Here is a 17,623-nt window from a genome sequence, read left to right on the forward strand (position 1 = left end):
TCATGATGGACGCCGGCCGCAGCGCAGCGAGGAGCCCGCCCGAGATGACCGTCGACCCCACCCGGTGGAGCATCGCCACCCGGCTGTTCGCCCTGCTCGTGGTCTTCGTCGTCGCCGTGACCCTGCTGGCGACGGCCTGGACGATCCGGTCGGCCCGCGACGACGCGGATCGCTCGGCGGCACGGGCCTGCCTGGCGCTCGCCACCTCGATCGCCGACAACCCCTACGTCGTCGACGCGCTGGGGACGTCCGACCCCAGCGCCCGTCTGCAGCCCTACGCCGTGGCCCTGATGAGCGACACGTCGACCGACTTCGTCACGATCATGCGGCCCGACCGCACGCGCCTGACGCACCCCGACCCCGACGAGATCGGCCGCCCGTTCGTCGGCACGATCGCCCCGGCCCTCCGCGGGGAGTCGTTCACCGAGACCTACGCCGGCACCCTCGGCCCGTCGGTGCGCGCGGTCGTGCCGATCGAGGGCGACGGCGAGGTCGTCGCCCTCGTGTCGGCCGGGGTCACGGTCGACACCATCACGCAGTCGGTCGGTGAGCGGCTGCCGCTCGTGTTCGCGGCCGCCGGGGCGACCGTGGTGCTCGGCGGCGTCGTCTCGTGGCTGCTCAGCCGGTACCTGCGGCGGGTGACCTGGGGCCGCGGCCCGGAGGAACTCGCCCGGATGTTCGCGTACTACGAGGGCGTGCTGCACTCCGTGCGCGAGGGTCTCGTGCTCGTCGACGACCGCGGCCGACTGACGCTCTACAACGACCAGGCGGCCGAACTGCTCGACCTGCCGCCCGGGGGCATCGCCGCTCCCGTCCCGCTGACCGACCTGCAGCTGCCCGACTCGCTGCGCGAGCTGCTCGCCTCCGGACGCCGCGCCTCCGACGAGGTGCACGTGACCGACGACCGCGTGCTGGTCGTGAACCAGGAGGTCACCGAACCCACCGAGGGCCCGTCCCACCCGACGCCCTGGACCGGACGAGGAGGCGCGACACCGTCAGGAGGCGCGGCACCGGTCACCGGCGCGGCCCGCCCGCGCTCCCGCCGCACGCTCGGGACGGTGACGACCCTGCGCGACCACACCGAGCTCACCCACCTCACCGGCGAGGTCGAGACCATGCGCACCCTCTCGGACGCGCTGCGCTCGCAGACCCACGAGTTCTCGAACCGGTTGCACACGATCGTGTCGCTGATCGAGCTCGGGCGTGGCGACGAGGCCCTCCGGTTCGCGGCCGACGAGCTCGACCTCGGCCAGCGGCTCGCCGACCGGGTCGTGGCCTCGATCGACGAGCCGACGCTCGCCGCCCTGCTGCTCGGCAAGGCGGCGCAGGCCCGCGAACGGTCGATCGACCTGCGCGTCGACGTCGAGCCCGAGCTGGGGACGATCGACGTCGAGCCCGGGGACCTCGTCACGATCCTGGGCAACCTCGTCGACAACGCCTTCGACGCGGTCGCCCCGACCCTCGACGCCCCCGCCCCCTCCCCTGATCCCAGCGGCCGCCCGGCCCGCCGGCCCCGGGTCGAGGTGACCGTCGCCCGGGTCGAGGGCGGCGTCCAGCTCGACGTCGAGGACGACGGTCCGGGGCTCGACGACGTCGAGCTCGCCTTCCGGCGGGGGTTCAGCACCAAGCCGACGTCGGCGGGCGGACGCGGCATCGGCCTCGCGCTCGTCCGTCAGGCCGTGGGTCGGGTCGGAGGTCGGCTCGACGTCGCCACGGGAACCGACGGGACCACCTTCTCGGTGCTGCTGCCCGACCGGCGGCCGGACGACGTCGACACCGCCGCCCGACGTCGGGGTGGGGTTCGGTCGTGACCGGCGCCTCCTCGTCCGTCGACCGGGTCCGCGTGCTCGTCGTCGAGGACGAGCCCCTGACCGCGGAGGCGCACGTCGCGTACCTCGACCGGCTGGACGGCTTCGAGGTGGTCGGCCGGGCGCGGGACGGACGCGAGACCCTCGACGCGGTCCGCGCGCTCGGCGGCCCCCACGGGCGGGGTCTCGACCTCGTGCTGCTCGACATGAACCTGCCCGACACGCACGGTCTGCAGCTCTGCCGGGCCCTGCGGGCGGCGGGGTCGAGCGTCGACGTCATCGCGATCACGGCCGTGCGGGACGCCTCCGTCGTGCGGACCGCGGTGTCGCTCGGCATCGTCCAGTACCTGATCAAGCCGTTCACCTTCGCGACGTTCGCCGACCGGCTCGGGGCCTACCGGGCGTTCCGCGAGTCGCTGGCGACCGGGCAGGGACAGGTGACCCAGTCGGACGTCGACTCGGGGTTCGCCACCCTGCGCCGGGCACCGGCACCGACGCTGGCCAAGGGCCTCGCGCCGGCCACGCTCGAGCAGGTCGTGGCGGTGCTGCGTCGCGGCGGGTCACCGTCGGCGGGCGAGGTGGCGGATGCCGCCGGGGTGTCGAGGGTGACCGCCCGCCGGTACCTCGAGCACCTCGCCGACACGGGGGCGGCGACCCGCGAGCCCCGGTACGGCAGCCCGGGCCGACCCGAGCACGGCTACCGCTGGAACTGAGCGGGCGGCCTGCCCTGCGGGTCAGCGCCGGACGAGCCGTGCGATCTCGGGCAGCGCCGCGAGGGTGCCGGACGCCCCGTGCTGGTCGGGGTCGAGGGCGAGACGCCTCAACCCGGCACGCGTGTAGGTGCCGACGTCGGCCACGAAGTGGGCGGGCGCGCGCCAGACCAGCCGGTCGGCCGACGACGCGTCGAGGCCGCGGGCGAGGGCGGCGTCCCGAGCGCGCTCGGGCGAGGTGAAGGCGAGCAGCGTCGGGGTGCCCTCGTCCACGACGGCGAAGGGCCTCGAGGCCCCGGCCGTGCCGCGGTCGACGAACCACCAGGCCTCGAGTCGGAACGCCGGGCGCCAGAGGGCGACCGGGTCGTCGACCACGACGGCCGTGGTCCGCACCGGCGTCGCGTCGACCACAGGAGGCGGCACGACGACCGGTGCCGCGCTGCCGGGGGCCACCCGAGGAGGCGCGGGCCGCGTCACCGGCGTCGGTCCCGCCGGCGGGGCCGCCCGGTCGACGACCTTCTCGAGCCGGGCTCGACGGCGCTGTCCCAGACCGATCCTCACGAGCACGATGCCGCCGGCGACGAGGACGGCGACCACGGCGAGGGCGACCACGACGTCGACGGACGACTGCCGACCGGGCGCCACGAGCCCGACGAGCAGCACCGACGCGCCGATCGGCGACCCGACGACGGCGATCGCGAGCAGCACGATCCCCCAGGTGAGTGCTGCGGTGCCCGACGGGCCGCGACGGCTCGACGGACGGCGGGGGTCGGAGGGGTCGGGGCTCGGCATCGGTCCAGCGTAGGGCGGCCGGCCGGGTGAGGCCCGGGTGCGGCGGCGGTGCCCGCTGCGACCCCGACGCGGCTCCTCAGCGGCCTGTCGCCTACTCGACCGCGCGGGACCAGCCGAGCCCGCGGTCCTCGACCAGGCCCTGCAACACGCCGGTCATGGCGGCGAAGTCGGTCGACCCGAGGGCGTCGGTGAGAACGACGTAGGCGTGGGCGGCGTCCGCCGGCAGCGACGGCGTTGCGCGGGTCGGGTCGACCAGTCGCGTCGTCCCCTCGCTACCGGCGTGCCGACGCACCTCGTCGTGGTCCCGCAGGTGGAAGTTGACGAGCCGCTTCCCGTCGCCGATCGCGAACAGACGGGCGACGATCGACAGCCGTCGCACCGACCTCCCGCCCGCGCCGGCCAGGGGGCCGGCCGGCCCGTCGACCCAGCTCACCCGGGTGACCGAGTGCCACGGCACGACGACGCTGCCGTCGATGACGATCGCCGACGCGTGGACCGACAAGGACGGCCGGCCACGGCGGCGCACGGCTCCGACGTACTCGGAGAACGTCGCGATCGGCAACAACGTCGGCAAGATCCAGAGGGCGACCACGAACCAGAGCAGCGCGGTGCTGGTGATCGCCCACGTCACGAGGGCGGCGAGCAGGGCGAGGGCGAGGAGGACTCCGACGCCTGAACCGACCAGCTGACGCCGGAGCCGCCGACCGTCCTGGGCGACCACGAGCACCGGCGCGTCCGTCGGGCGGGCGAAGCGGTCCGGACCGGCCGGCGGCGTGGACGTCGAGCCGTTCGAGTCTGCTGTGCGCCGCGCCCGCCGATCGACGCCGAACTTCCGCATGGCGTCGAGTGCACCCAGGGGTGCATAGGGTCCCTTCCCCTCGACGTCGAAGAGGACGCCGAACACGCCGGTGCGCTCCCGCGCGACGGCATCGTCGACGAAGCCCCTCGACGGCAGGGCGAGGAGCCGGCCGGCCTCCTCGTCCGACAGCCCTCGCGCGAAGCCGTGCTGCCGCGCCCGCTCGGGCGACGTGAAGGCCAGGACCATCGGACGTCCGTCGACGTCGGCCACCAGGGGCTGCACGTCGGGCAGTTCGCCACGGGCGATGAACCACCAGCGGTCGAGGGCGAAGAGGGCGTCCCAGAGGTCGGCCTGGGCGTCGGTGTCGTCGATGCCCCGCAGTTCGGACACCCGGGTCAGCTCGTCGATCCGTTGGCTCGTCGCCCGCATCTCGTCGGCCGAGGGTGGCGGGGGCAGGGGGACGCCGCCCGAGCCAGGCGGAAGGGTCTGTTCACTCACGAGCCCAGCGTAGGGGGACGACGCAGGTGAGCGAGAGATCCTCATGGTCCACTGCCCCGGGGGATCGACGGAGCCGTCCGTCGGCACTACGCTCCGACCATGGCCGACACGCGTGGACCCCAGATCGTCCGAGGCGACCCCGAGGTGACCCGGGCGACGCTCGACCTGAAACTGCCGGTGGCGATGCTGCCCGGCCTCGTGCGTCGAGCACTGCAGGCGAGCCCCACGTTCTCGTTGGGGGACGCCGACGAGACGGGGGCCACGCTTCTGCGTCGGTCGGCGTCGGCCAGCGGCACGGACACCGTGAGGCTCGACTTCGCCCCGTCCGAGAAGGGCAGCCGGGTCTCGGCCGAGGTCCACTCCCCCGGCGGCACGATCGGCACGTCGGTCAAGCGCCGCGACGACGACACGACCGCCCTGTTCGAGGCGATCGCGAAGGCCGCCGGGCCCTTCTGACCGGTGACGGGGCACGGGCCGACACCGCGCCTCCCTCGGGGACGCCGACGGGTCAGACGCCCACGATCCAGGTGTCCTTCGCGCCCCCGCCCTGCGACGAGTTCACGATCATGCTGCCCTCGGGCGCCACGCGGGTCAGCGCCAGGTCGGCGAGCACGCTCTCGCCCGCCCCGGTGCCGGTGAGGTACACGAAGCAGCGGAGGTCGACGTGCCGGGGCTGCAGCCCGGTCGGGGTCAGGGTCGGGTGCGACGACAACGTCACCACCTCCTGCGCGACCCAGCCCGACGGGTCCCGGGCGATCTCGGCCCGACGCTCGGCCACGACCGCCGCGCTGGCCGAGGGGCCGATCAGGACGCCGCGACCCCCCTCGCCGTCCACCGGCTTCGTGACGAGCTCGCCCACCCGGTCGAGGACCGCGAGCCGCTCGGCCGGGTCGCCCGTCCGGTAGGTCGGCACCGACTCGAGCAGCGGACGCTCGCCCAGGTAGTACCAGATGAGGTCGGGTACCGCGCAGTACATCGCCTTGTCGTCGACCAGCCCGTTGCCGGGGGCGTTGACGAGCACGACGCCGCCCGCCGCCGCCACGTCCATCAGGTGCTCGCCGAGCAACGGGTCGTGCGGCGCGTGCACGTCGACCAGCTCGCGGTCGAGCCGCAGGTAGAGCGCGTCGACGACGGTGCCGGTCCTGCGGTCGACGACCCGCGCCTCCCGGACCTCGACGTCGTCGGCCTGCAGCAGCAGCAGCCCCGCGCCCTCGGCGAGGGTGCGGTGCTCGTACCAGGCCGGGCTCGCGGGGCCCTCGCTGAGGACCGCGCCGACCGGCTCGCCTCCGCCCCGAGGAGGCGCGGCGTGCGCCAGCAGCGTCGCCCTCAGCACCGAGAACACGCTCGTCGGGTCGAGCAGCCCCGCCGGCCGCGGAGCGTCCGGCACCACCTCGTCGAGCAGCCGTCGCACGGCGATCGAGAACGCGGCCCCGCTCGGTGCCCGGACGTTGTCCTCGAGCACGCGCCAGCCACCGAGCTCGTCGCGCACGAGGTCGAAACCCTGCACCGCCGCGCGCACGGCGTCCGCGGGCAGCCGGGTGGCCTCGGTCCGCCACCCCGCCGCGCCGACGACCTGCTCGTGGGTCAGCACGCCGTCCGCGACGACCCGGCGCTCACCGTAGGCGTCGCGGAGGAACGCCTCGATCGCCCGGGCGCGCTGGGTCAGGCCGGCCTCGAGGCGGCTCCACTCGTGCCGCGTGACGATGCGGGGCACGAGGTCGCAGTGGAACGCCCGGTGGTCGCCGCCGACGCCGAACCCGAGACCGGCCCGCTCGCACCAGGCGTCCCGTGCGACGGCGCGGGCGCGGGCCTCGGTCGCGCCGAGCTGCTGGAAGAAGCCGGCGACGTCCCGGTAGGCCGGGCGGGGGTGGAGTCCCGGGCCGATCGCCTCGTCGCCGGCACGGAACCGGTACCCCACGAGGGTCGGCGCCGGGTCGTCGAGCCCGGCGGCGGGACCGTGCGTCTCGCGGACGACCAGGTCGACCACGTCGTCGAGCCGTCCCCTCTCGGCGAAGGCGGCGCGCTGCCGGTCGGCCGAGTTGCCCCGGGCGAGCGTGGCCTCGGCGAGGTCGGACACGGTCTGCCAGTCGCCGAACTCCTCGAGTTGTGGCCGCAGCCGGGTCACGAGCTGCCGGACCGCCTCGGCCGCGGGCAACCGCGAGGGGTGCTGTTCGAGGTCGAGCAGCTCGCCGGCGAGCCCGCTGCGCGCCGCCTGCCACATCGCGGCCCGGTGCAGCGGCGCCGCCCGGTGCCGGGCGGGGCGGCCGGCCTCGACGTCCGTCTCGGCCCGGCGCACCGCGGCGCGGTAGAGGCCGGCGATCAGCACCGCGTCGTCGACCAGCGGGCAGGCGTCGCAGGTGCGCAGCTCGAGGGTGGGCGCGTGGCTCGAGGGCCGGACGTCGAAGTAGGCCATGCCGCTGTCGGCGATCACGCCCGACCCGATGAGGTCGGCGAGCAGCTGGTCGTACTCGGCGGCGTCGGCCATCGGGCCGGTCGCCCCGGCGCTCGGCCACCGTTGCCAGATGAGCGAGCGGATGCTCGCGTAACCGGTGTCCTGGCCGTTGAGGTAGGGCGAGCTGGCGCTCAGGGCGAGTAGGGCGGGCAGCACCGGGGCGATCCGCCCGGCGACGTCCACGGCGAGGTCGCGGTCGGCGACGCCCACGTGGATCTGCAGGCCGCAGATCAGCTGCTCGTCCACGAGCAGGCGGTACTGCTCGTGCATGCGCCCGTAGCGCCCGGTCGTGGTCAGTTCGAAGTCGGCGACCTCGCTGCGCGGGGCCGTGCCGACGGCGCCGATGGCGAGCCCCTCGGCGGTCGTCACCTCGACGAGGTCCCGACGGAGGGTCAGGATCTCACGCCGCAGGTCGTCGAGCGTGGTCACGACCGGGACGTTGGTCTCGATCGTGGTGCGCTGCAGTTCGGCCCCGTAGCGGTCGGCAGGCAGCCGGGCGAGGAGGTGCGGCGCCCTGGCCGACAGACGCCCCGTCTCGAGGTCGATCAGGTGCAGTTCTTCTTCCGCCCCCAGCGTCAGCTCTGCGCTCATGCCTGCACAGTACGGGCGTGGCCCGGTTCTGCCCGCCTCTTCATGAGGATTTCACATGAACGGGTCACGAGGAGGCGCGGCCCCGTTGGCCTCGGAGTCAGACCCGAGCGGTCTGGCGCACCCCCGCGGCGGGCAGCAGCACGCCGTCTATGAGCCCGACGAGGTAGTCGCGGTCGACGGGCTTGCGGAGGACGAGCACCCGGTACGACACCATCGACGGGGTGACGAGGGCGAGTGCCTCGATGTCGGTGTCGGCCGCGATCTCGCCTCGCTCGAGGGCGCGGCGCAGCAGCAGGCGGTTGGCCTCGGCACGGGGTTGGACGATCGCGGCGTCGACGGCCTCGGCCAGCTCGGGCGTGGTCGAGAGCATCGTCACGACGCCCGCCATGACCCGCATCTTCTTCTCGGCGTCGTCGATGCTGTGCGGCTTGATCATCGCCAGGAGGTCTCCGCGCAGCGTGCCGGTGTCGGGCAGGCCGTCGAGGTCGACGGCCCCCTGCTTGAGGCAGGCCACCGCGTCGACGACGAGCTCGCCCTTCGAGGCCCAGCGGCGGTAGAGCGTGGCCTTGCCGGCCTTGGCGCGCGCGGCCACCATCTCGATGGTCATGCCCTCGAAACCGGTCTCGGCGAGCACGTCGATGGTGCACCGGAGGATCTCGGGGTCGCGGCTGTGGTCGCGCTTGCGACCCGGTCGCGAGGGGGTCGCGGGGTCGGTCTCGGCGGGCGTCGTCGCCGCGCCTTCCCTGTCGGTCATGGGGGCGACTCTACCTCGGATGTTTACGAAACTGCCTGTATCCGAAACTGGCGAGACTCGTATATGCTCGCGCTCATGTCTCAGGCCTCCACCTCCCCTGACGGCGCGACCCGCGCCTCCTCGTCCTCCCCCACCCCGCCGCCGTCCCGGCGCTGGTGGACCCTCACCACCGTCGCCCTCGCCCAACTGATGGTCGTCCTCGACTCGACCGTCGTGAACATCGCGCTGCCCGCCGCCCAGACCGACCTCGGCTTCTCGGACGGCGACCGGCAGTGGATCATCACCGCCTACTCGCTCGCCTTCGGCAGCCTGCTGCTCGTCGGCGGCCGCGTCAGCGACCTGATCGGCCGCAAGCGCACGTTCATCATCGGCCTGATCGGCTTCGCCCTCGCCTCGGCCCTCGGCGGTGCGGCCGGCACCTTCGGGCTGCTCGTCTTCGCCCGCGCCCTGCAGGGCGCGTTCGGCGCCCTGCTCGCCCCGACCGCCCTCGCCGTCTTGACCACGACCTTCACGATCCCGAAGGAGCGCGCCCGCGCGTTCGGCGTGTTCGGGGCGATCGCCGGTGCCGGCGGAGCCATCGGCCTGCTGCTCGGCGGGTTCCTGACCCAGTACGCCTCGTGGCGCTGGAACCTCTACATCAACGTCGTCATCGCCGCCGTCGCGATCGTCGGGGCCGCGATCTTCGTGTCGCACGTCACCCGCACCGGACCGCGACCCAAGCTCGACGTGCCCGGCACGCTGCTCGTCTCCGGCGCGCTCTTCTCGCTCGTCTACGGCTTCTCGAACGCCGAGACGCAGGGTTGGGACTCGCCGCTGACCTGGGGCTTCCTGGCGGCGGCCGTCGTGCTGCTCACCTCGTTCGTCACGTGGCAGCGCCGGGCCGAGCACCCCCTGCTGCCCCTGTCGATCGTGCTCGACCGCAACCGGGGTGCCGCCTACGCGTCGGTGACCATCGCGGGTGCGGGCATGTTCGGCATCTTCCTGTTCGTGACGTACTACCTGCAGACCTCGCTCGGGTACACGCCGACCAAGACCGGCCTGGCCTTCCTGCCCATGATCGCGATGCTCGTCCTCGCGGCCCAGCTGTCGACGAACATCTTCGTGCCGCGCTTCGGGCCCAAGATCATGGTGCCGTTCGGCATGTCCCTCGGCGTGGTCGGCATGTTGCTGCTCACCCGGCTCGACCTCGAGAGCATGTACGCCGCCAACGTCCTGCCGGCGTTGATGGTGTTGGGCTTCGGCATGGGCTCGATCATGCCCGCGTCGATCCAGACCGCCACGCTCGGCGTCGACCGCGGACACGCGGGCGTCGCCTCGGCCATGGTCAACACGAGCCAGCAGGTCGGCGGGTCGATCGGCACGGCACTGCTCAACACCCTGGCGGCGACCGCGGCCGCGAACTACGTGGCCGACCACCTGCCCGCGACCGGGGCCGTCGCGGCCGAGGCCGCCGTGACCGGCTACGCCACGGCGTACTGGTGGGGAGCAGGGTTCTTCGCGGTCGGCGCGGTCATCGCGGCCCTGCTGTTCCGTCGCCGCATCCCGCAGTCGGACGAGGTGGACGCGTCGGCCTCGCCCGCCGTGGACGCATCGGTCCCGGTGCACTGACGCGACCCCCTCGCCCGGACGACCCGCGCCTCCTCAGCCCTCGGGGCCGGGGAGGCGCGGGTCGTCCGGGCGTCGGACGTCGCGTCGGTCAGGACGCGGCTTCGTCCTCGTCGTAGCGGTCGACGCTGATCGTCGGGATCGACGCCGTGATGACCGAACCGTCGGCGCGCATCAGCCCGCGGAGGTCGCTCGTCGTGGGGACGCGCGTGGTGATGCGCGGCCCCTGGCCCTCGAGGGCCACCCGCACCGGAGCCTCGGGGGTGACCCGGAACTCGTCGCCGCGGACGGACAACGTCACGGCGTCGCCCGTCTCGACGGTGAAGACGATCTCGTGCTGGGCGAGGTCGACGCGCACCCGGCTGCCCTTGATCGCGACGCGGAACGAGAGCTCGTCCCAGTCGGCCGGCAGGCGCGGGTCGAAGGTGATCGAGCCGAGCCAGTCGCGCATGCCGCCGTACCCGTTGACCAGCGCGCTCCAGATGCCGCCGGTCGACGCCACGTGGACGCCGTCGGACGTGTTCTTGTGCAGGTCGGCCAGGTCGACGTAGAGGGACGACAGGAAGTACTGCTGCGACAGCTGGTGGTGGCCCACCTCGGCCGCGATGATCGACTGCACGACGCCGGACAGGGTCGAGTCGCCCGTCGTCAGCGCGTCGTAGTACTCGAAGTTGCGCAGCTTCTGCTCGGGCGTGAACTCGTCGCCCTGCAGGTAGAGCGCGAGCACGACGTCCGCCTGCTTGAGCACCTGGAAGCGGTAGATGACCAGCGGGTGGTAGTGCAACAGCAGCGGTCGCTTGTTCGCCGGGGTGGCCTCGAGGTCCCAGAGCTCCTTGTCGAGGAACTGGGCGTCCTGCGGGTGGATGCCCCGGTGGTCGTCGTACGGGATGTGCATCGCCTCGGCGGCGAGCTGCCACCCCGTGATCTCGTGCTCCTCGAGGCCGAGGCGGTCGACCATCCGGTCGAACGCGACGGGAGAGTCGTCCTTCAGGCGGGTGACCGCCCGGACGGCCGCCCGGAGGTTCGCCCGCGCCATGACGTTCGTGTAGAGGTTGTCGTCGACGACGGTCGTGTACTCGTCGGGCCCGGTGACCCCGTCGATGTGGAACCGCTGGTCGCCGTTCGAGCGCCAGAAGCCGAGGTCGGCCCACAGGCGCGCCGTCTCGACGAGGATGTCGACGGCACCTCTCTGCAGGAAGTCCTCGTCGCCGGTCGCCTGGACGTACTGGCTGAGGGCGTGGCTGATGTCGGCGTCGATGTGGTACTGGGCCGTGCCGGCGGCGTAGTACGCGCTCGACTCGAGCCCGTTGATGGTGCGCCACGGGAACAGCGCGCCGCGCTGGTTCAACTCGACGGCCCGGTCACGGGCGGCGTCGAGCATGCCCAGACGGAAGCGCAGGGCGTTCCGGGCCACGTTGGGCGAGGTGTACGTCAGGAACGGCAGGACGTAGATCTCGGTGTCCCAGAAGTAGTGTCCGCCGTAGCCCGACCCCGTCACGCCCTTGGCCGCGACCCCCTGACCGTCGGTCCGGGCCGTCGCCTGCGCGAGCTGGAAGAGGTTCCAGCGGACGGCCTGCTGGATCTCGGGTTGGCCGGCGACCTGGACGTCGCTGCGCTGCCAGAAGTCGTCGAGCCAGGCGCGCTGGTGCTCGAAGATCTCGGCCGTGGGCGTCTCGGCGGCCCGGTCGAGGGTGCGGTCGCACCGGTCGGCCAGTTCGCGAGGCGGCACGCCGCGACTCGTGTGGTAGGTGATCGTCTTGGTCAGGCGGACCTTCTGGCCGGCCTGCGCCTTCACGCGGTAGACGTGCTTGGCGATGTCGTCGTCGATCTGCGAGGACTGGTCCCACTCGGCGTCGGTCTCGATGCGGTGCTCGGCGCCGACCGCGATCGTCATGCCCGAGTTCGTCGTGCGGTAGCCGAGCACGGCCCGCGTGCCGCCGTTGCGGTTGAGCACGGGCTGGAGCACCCGGTCGTCGAACGACTCGGCCTTGCGCGGGTCGAACGCCTCGGCCGCGGCCCGCATGCCGGCGTGGTACTGGTCGCCCATGTCCTGACGGTTGAGGATCTGGCTCGAGATCAGCAGCGACGCCGACGAGTCGAGCATCGTGACTTCGTACTCGATGACGACCAGGTGGCGGTCCTCGAAGCTCACCAGACGGCGGCTGGTCACCAGGACGCGCTTGCCCGAGGGCGTGCGCCAGTCGATCTCGCGGGTGAGGACGCCGTCGCGGAAGTCGAGGCGTCGCGTGTGGCGGAGGATGTCGGCCTCGAAGAGCACGAACGGTTCGTCGTCGACGTAGAGGCGGATGACCTTCGCGTCGGGCACGTTGACGATCGTCTGGCCGACCCGGGCGAACCCGAAGGCCTCTTCGGCGTGCCGGATGGGCCAGGTCTCGTGGAACCCGTTGACGAAGGTGCCGAACGAGTGACCGCCGCGCCCCTCGTCGGGGTTGCCGCGGAGGCCGAGGTACCCGTTGCCGACCGCGAAGACGGTCTCCGTGAGGCCCTCGTCGCCTTGGATGTACTCGTCCTCGACGAATGCCCACTCGTCGACGGGGAACCGAGAGCGGTCGAGCGGGTCGGACGTGATGTGGTTCACGACTGTGCCTCCGTGGTGCCGGTGCTGCTGCTGCTGGTCGAGGGGGTGCCCGGTGTCGCCTGGTCGGGATTCGGAGCCGAGGAGGCGCGGGTTCGGTCGAGCGCCTCGACCAACTCGCCGAGGTCGTCGACCACCAGGTCGGCCCCGAAGTCGAGGAGGGTCTGCGCGCCCGTGCCGCGGTCGACCCCGAGCACGAGGCCGAAGGAACCGCGGCGACCGGCCTCGACGCCGGACTGCGCGTCCTCGACGACGACGCAATCGTCGGCGGTGAGGCCGAGGCGGCGGGCGCCTTCGAGGTACGTGTCGGGGGCGGGCTTGCCGGCGATGCCCTCGGCCGCGGCCACGACGCCGTCGACGATCACGTCGAAGCGGTCGCGGAGGCCCGCGGCCTCGAGCACCGGCACGGCGTTGCGCGAGCTGGAGACCACGGCGACCCGGACGCCCTCGGCGAGGGCCCGGTCGAGGAAGGCCACCGACCCCGGGTACGGCGTGACGCCGTTCTCGGCGAGCTCGGCGGCGAAGGCCGCGTTCTTGCGGTTGCCGAGACCGCACACCGTCTCGGCCTCGGGGTCGTCGTCGGGTGACCCCTCGGGCAGGACGACGTCGCGGGCCGCGAGCATCGCCCGGACGCCGTCGTAACGGGGCCGACCGTCGACGTGCTCGAAGTAGTCGGCCTCGGTGTAGGGCGCGAGGTCGTGCGCGGCGAAGTAGTCGCCGAAGAGGCGGGCCCACGCGCGCATGTGGACCTCGGCGGTCGGCGTCAGGACGCCGTCCAGGTCGAAGAGCAGGGCGCGGAGGTGCGAGAGGCGCGAGGCGTCGCGGGGCGTGGCGATGGACACGGGGTGCCGATCCCTTCGAGCGTGCGGGCAGGGTGAGAGGCACCGGGGCGACGACGGCTCGGTGCCGGTGAGGCGGGAACGTTTCGGGCAGGACGATGACGCGGGGCGACGGGACGAGCGGGTGGTGCGGGCCAGCTGCTGTGCCGACGGGGTGATGCGGGGTGGGCCCCACGGGTCAAGTGTGGCACCGCTGCGCCCCGACACCTAGCCACACGTCCGGGGGTGTGGACGACGCACGCCCTGGGGGCGGGACGACGGGGGCCGGCGGACGATCCAGGGGAGGACCACGACACCTGGGGAGCGAGCCGGAGGTGTCGGCGGCGGCTGACATCATGGGCGGCATGGACCTGGGCGACGAGTTCGACGTGCACGACGGCTTCCCGGCCGGTGACGGCGACGCCGACGGCCCCGTCCACTCGACGGCCGTGCCGATGGTCGACGCCGTCGACGTCATCCGGCTCGTCGGACCGCGCGCCTTCAACCGGGCGAAAGAATACGTCCGCGACGGATCCGTGCTCGACACCGCCTGGCACCCCGCGGACGAGCGCCTCGAGGGCACCGTCCGAGGGGCCGAGTCGACGCCCTACCAGGTCGTCGTCGACCTGCGGGCGACCCGCGGCGAGTACAGCCGACCGGTCCGCAGCCGCTGCACCTGCCCGATCGGCAGCGACTGCAAGCACGTCGCGGCGACGCTGTTGCAGAGCAACTCCCGGGCCGTGGCCGATCGCAGCGCCCCGGCCCCCACCGTCGACGAGCTGACGACCGGGGGCGTGACCGCGCTCGGGGCGGCCCGGTCCGGCACGGGAGCGAGCGACTGGCGGTCGACGGTGGGGGCGATCGGGCAGCCGACCCGCGCCTCCTCGGTCCGGACGACGCGCATGGGTCTGCTCTTCGAACTGCGCGACCGGGCGCACTCGACCCGGGGGCGCGCGGTCGCGCCCTCGGCCCGGCGGCAGGGCGGACCGACGGTGCAGCGACTCGGCGTACGGCCGGTCACCCTGAGCGGCACGGGCAACTGGGTGCGCGGCAACCTGACCTGGACGTCGCTGCCGTACCAGCTCAACCGGCTGGCCATCGAGCCCGATCAGCACGCCTGGTTCGGCCAGTTCGCGGCGCTCCACCGGTCGGCGGTCTCGACCTACACGCCGGGCGACGCCGACTGGTTGTTCGTCGACGACTTCGCCAGCCCGTTGCTGTGGCCGCTGCTGGCCGAGGCCGGTCGCCTGGGCATCTCGCTCGTGACGGGCAAGCGCGCGACCGACGTCGTCGTCGGCGACGAGGCCCGCGTCACGGTCGACGCGGTGCGGGGCGACGACGGCTCGATGCTGCTGACCGCCGGGGTCACCGTCGACGGCGTGGCCCGTCGCGCGGAGTCGACCGGCGTCATCGCCGACCACGGGGTGTGGTGCGTCGCCCACGAACCCGCACCGACCTTCACGCTCGCGCCGACCGCGGGGCCGCTCGACGACGAGCAACGGCGGTTGCTGACCATCACGCCCGAGGTCGTGGTCCCGGCCGCCGACTCCGACGAGTTCCTCCGCGACTACTACCCCACCCTCCGCCGGCGCGTCGACGTCGTCAGCTCGGACGCGTCGATCGAGTTCCCGACGATCGTGCCGCCCGTGCTGACGCTCACCGTCGGGTTCGAGAAGGGGCAGACCATCCGCCTGACCTGGCGGTGGACGATCGACGGGGCACCCCGACCGCTGACGGCCCACTCCCCCGTCCCCGACCTGGCCGAACTCGACGTCGTCCCCCGCGACCAGGTGCTGAAGGGGGTGACCGCAGCCGAGTTCGCGACCGGCACGCTGCCGGCACTCGAGGCGCGACCCGACGTGCAGGTCGACCTCGTCGGCACGCGGCCCGACTACCACGAGCTGACCGACGAGCCCCGACTGACCATCACCACGATGCCGACCGACAAGCGCGACTGGTTCGACCTCGGCGTGCTGGTCACCGTCGAGGGACGGACCGTGCCCTTCACGCCGCTCATCACCGCCCTCGCGAAGGGGCGCAAGAAGCTGCTGCTGGTCGACCACTCGTACCTGTCCCTCGACCACCCGGCCTTCGACGAGCTCAAGAGGCTCATCGACGAGGCGTCGGCACTCGACGAATGGGAGGTCGCGCCGCGCATCAACCGCTACCAGGCCAGCCTCTGGTCCGAGCTCGACGAACTCGCCGACGAGACGGTGCCCGCCGCCGAGTGGCAGCGGTCGGTCGGCGGACTGCTCGCCCTGGCCGACGCCGGCGGCCTCGCAGCCGCCACGGCGACCCCCGTGCCGGCCACGGTCGACGCGACCCTCCGCCCGTACCAGCACGAGGGGTTCGCCTGGCTCGCCTTCCTCCACGAGCAGGGGCTCGGCGGGGTGCTGGCCGACGACATGGGCCTCGGCAAGACCCTGCAGACGCTCGCCCTCGTCGCGCACGTGCGCGAGACCGAACGGGTGCGGGCAGGCGGCCCGGCAGCCGCCGCGGACCCGGCACCGGCCACGGCCACGGCAGCGGCCACGGCCACGGCCGAGGCGGCCCCGGCCGCGGCCGCGGCCGACGGTCCCGGCGCTCCTCCCGCGCCCTTCCTCGTCGTGGCCCCGACGTCGGTCGTGTCGAACTGGGTGGCCGAGGCCGCCCGCTTCACACCAGGGCTGACCGTCCGCGCCGTGACCGCCACGCAGGCCAAGGGCGGACGCGGTTCGGTGCACGACCTCGCCCGGGATGCCGACGTCGTCGTCACCTCGTACGCCCTGTTCCGCCTCGACTTCGCCGCCTACCAGGCCGAAGGGTGGGCGGGGCTGATCCTCGACGAGGCACAGTTCGTCAAGAACCGTGCCTCGCAGGCCCACCGGTGCGCGGTCGACCTCGACGTGCCGTTCAAGCTCGCCATCACCGGCACGCCGCTCGAGAACAGCCTGACCGACCTGTGGTCCTTGCTGCACGTGGTGGCGCCCGGACTGCTCGGCAGCAGCGTCCGCTTCGCCGACGACTACGTCAAGCCCATCGCCACGGGCGAGGCACCCGACCTGCTCCAGAAGCTCCGCCGGCGCATCCGACCCCTGATGATGCGCCGGACGAAAGAACAGGTCGCGTCCGACCTGCCCGCCAAGCAGGAGCAGGTCCTCCGCGTCGACCTCGACCCCGCGCACCGCGACCTCTACGACGCCTTCCTGCAGCGTGAACGACAGAAGCTGCTCGGCCTGATGGACGACCTCGACCGCAACCGGTTCATCGTCTTCCGGTCGCTCACCCTGCTGCGCCTCCTCTCGCTCGACGCCTCACTCGTCGACGAGGCCTACGCCGACATCCCCTCGGCGAAGCTCGACCAGTTGCTCGACGAACTCGAGGACGTGATCGCCGAAGGACACCGCGCCTTGATCTTCAGCCAGTTCACGACGTTCTTGCACAAGGTCGCCGCCCGGCTCGAACAGCGTGGGGTCGCGTTCGAGTACCTCGACGGGTCGACCCGACGTCGGGCCGAGGTGATCGATCGGTTCAAGACCGGCGACGCACCCGCGTTCCTCATCAGCCTGAAGGCGGGTGGGTTCGGCCTCAACCTGACCGAGGCGGACTACGTGTTCATCCTCGACCCGTGGTGGAACCCGGCCACGGAGGCCCAGGCGGTCGACCGCACGCACCGCATCGGGCAGACCGACAACGTGATGGTCTACCGGATGATCGCGAACGACACCATCGAGGAGAAGGTCCTGGCCCTCCAGGCCCAGAAGTCGCAGCTCTTCGACGCCGTGATGGACGACGACGCCGTGTTCAACGCGGCGCTCACCGCCGACGACATCCGCGGCCTGCTCGACGCCTGACCCGAGCCGGGGCAGCGGGCGTCAGGCCAGCGACACCGTCTCGGCGAAGGTCCGCGTGGTCGGCGGCGCCAGCAAGACCTCGGGCAGGCGGTTGGCCCCCTCGGGCGTGGCGCGCCAGGCGACGTAGGCGTCGTGGTCGGCCGACGAGGCCCACGTCTCGACGACGATCATGACCGACGGGTCGGCGTCGTCGATCAGCACCTCGAGCCCCTCGCAGCCGGGCCAGGCGCGCGTGGCGACGAGGGTCTCGCGGGCGATCTCGTGGGCGACGTCGAGCCGGGCGGGGTCGACGTGCAGTTCGAGGTGGACGGTGGTGGACATGGTGGTCCCTTCGATCGGGCGGCGGCCCCGGGAGCGGGCCGCGCGG

General features: G+C 73.0%; 12 protein-coding genes. 5 read left to right on the forward strand and 7 right to left on the reverse strand.

The features are described 5' to 3' along the window. Positions 1 to 44 precede the first annotated feature (44 nt). Both ACVJ1F_RS10855 and ACVJ1F_RS10860 read left to right on the forward strand, forming a co-directional pair. Positions 45 to 1,811 (forward strand): sensor histidine kinase, encoded by a 1,767-nt coding sequence (locus ACVJ1F_RS10855; protein WP_456886149.1) that lies wholly within the window; start codon positions 45 to 47, stop codon positions 1,809 to 1,811. Next, the gene (locus tag ACVJ1F_RS10860) at positions 1,808 to 2,521 is read left to right on the forward strand and encodes a response regulator (RefSeq protein ID WP_056044794.1); all 714 of its coding nucleotides are present in this window, start codon (positions 1,808 to 1,810) and stop codon (positions 2,519 to 2,521) included. Before ACVJ1F_RS10855 ends, ACVJ1F_RS10860 begins: the two co-directional genes overlap by 4 nt. Positions 2,522 to 2,542: 21 nt before the next feature. Here the strand turns inward: ACVJ1F_RS10860 and ACVJ1F_RS10865 are convergent, their stop codons facing one another. Then, the gene (locus ACVJ1F_RS10865; RefSeq protein WP_456886151.1) at positions 2,543 to 3,310 is read right to left on the reverse strand and encodes a hypothetical protein; all 768 of its coding nucleotides are present in this window, start codon (positions 3,308 to 3,310) and stop codon (positions 2,543 to 2,545) included. Between the two features lie 91 nt (positions 3,311 to 3,401). Then, positions 3,402 to 4,607 (reverse strand): hypothetical protein, encoded by a 1,206-nt coding sequence (locus ACVJ1F_RS10870; RefSeq protein WP_456886153.1) that lies wholly within the window; start codon positions 4,605 to 4,607, stop codon positions 3,402 to 3,404. Positions 4,608 to 4,706: 99 nt separating this feature from the next. Between ACVJ1F_RS10870 and ACVJ1F_RS10875 the strand changes: the two genes are divergently transcribed. After that, positions 4,707 to 5,063 carry a hypothetical protein gene (locus ACVJ1F_RS10875; protein WP_456886155.1) on the forward strand — a complete coding sequence of 119 codons (357 nt, stop codon included), beginning with the start codon at positions 4,707 to 4,709 and terminating at the stop codon, positions 5,061 to 5,063. A gap of 52 nt (positions 5,064 to 5,115) precedes the next feature. Here ACVJ1F_RS10875 and ACVJ1F_RS10880 read toward each other — a convergent pair whose 3' ends face one another. Then, positions 5,116 to 7,650, reverse strand: a complete 2,535-nt coding sequence (locus tag ACVJ1F_RS10880) for a glutamate--cysteine ligase (protein ID WP_456886157.1) — start codon at positions 7,648 to 7,650, stop codon at positions 5,116 to 5,118. A 97-nt stretch (positions 7,651 to 7,747) separates the two neighbouring features. Then, the gene (locus tag ACVJ1F_RS10885) at positions 7,748 to 8,404 is read right to left on the reverse strand and encodes a TetR/AcrR family transcriptional regulator (protein ID WP_456886159.1); all 657 of its coding nucleotides are present in this window, start codon (positions 8,402 to 8,404) and stop codon (positions 7,748 to 7,750) included. A gap of 75 nt (positions 8,405 to 8,479) precedes the next feature. Between ACVJ1F_RS10885 and ACVJ1F_RS10890 the strand changes: the two genes are divergently transcribed. After that, complete coding sequence (locus ACVJ1F_RS10890; protein WP_456886161.1) at positions 8,480 to 10,012, forward strand: MFS transporter; 1,533 nt, start codon at positions 8,480 to 8,482, stop codon at positions 10,010 to 10,012. Positions 10,013 to 10,100: 88 nt separating this feature from the next. Here ACVJ1F_RS10890 and ACVJ1F_RS10895 read toward each other — a convergent pair whose 3' ends face one another. Continuing rightward, a complete protein-coding gene (locus tag ACVJ1F_RS10895; protein WP_056044802.1) occupies positions 10,101 to 12,608 on the reverse strand; it encodes a glycoside hydrolase family 65 protein in 2,508 nt (835 codons plus the stop codon). After that, complete coding sequence (locus ACVJ1F_RS10900; RefSeq protein WP_456886163.1) at positions 12,605 to 13,447, reverse strand: HAD family hydrolase; 843 nt, start codon at positions 13,445 to 13,447, stop codon at positions 12,605 to 12,607. Before ACVJ1F_RS10900 ends, ACVJ1F_RS10895 begins: the two co-directional genes overlap by 4 nt. Before the next feature lie 341 nt (positions 13,448 to 13,788). On the opposite strand from ACVJ1F_RS10900, the gene ACVJ1F_RS10905 reads away from it, so the two are divergent. Then, positions 13,789 to 17,256 carry a DEAD/DEAH box helicase gene (locus ACVJ1F_RS10905; protein WP_456886165.1) on the forward strand — a complete coding sequence of 1,156 codons (3,468 nt, stop codon included), beginning with the start codon at positions 13,789 to 13,791 and terminating at the stop codon, positions 17,254 to 17,256. A gap of 21 nt (positions 17,257 to 17,277) precedes the next feature. Here ACVJ1F_RS10905 and ACVJ1F_RS10910 read toward each other — a convergent pair whose 3' ends face one another. After that, positions 17,278 to 17,577, reverse strand: a complete 300-nt coding sequence (locus ACVJ1F_RS10910; protein ID WP_456886167.1) for a putative quinol monooxygenase — start codon at positions 17,575 to 17,577, stop codon at positions 17,278 to 17,280. Between the last annotated feature and the right edge of the window lie 46 nt (positions 17,578 to 17,623).

This window comes from Frigoribacterium sp. 2355 (assembly GCF_054060695.1).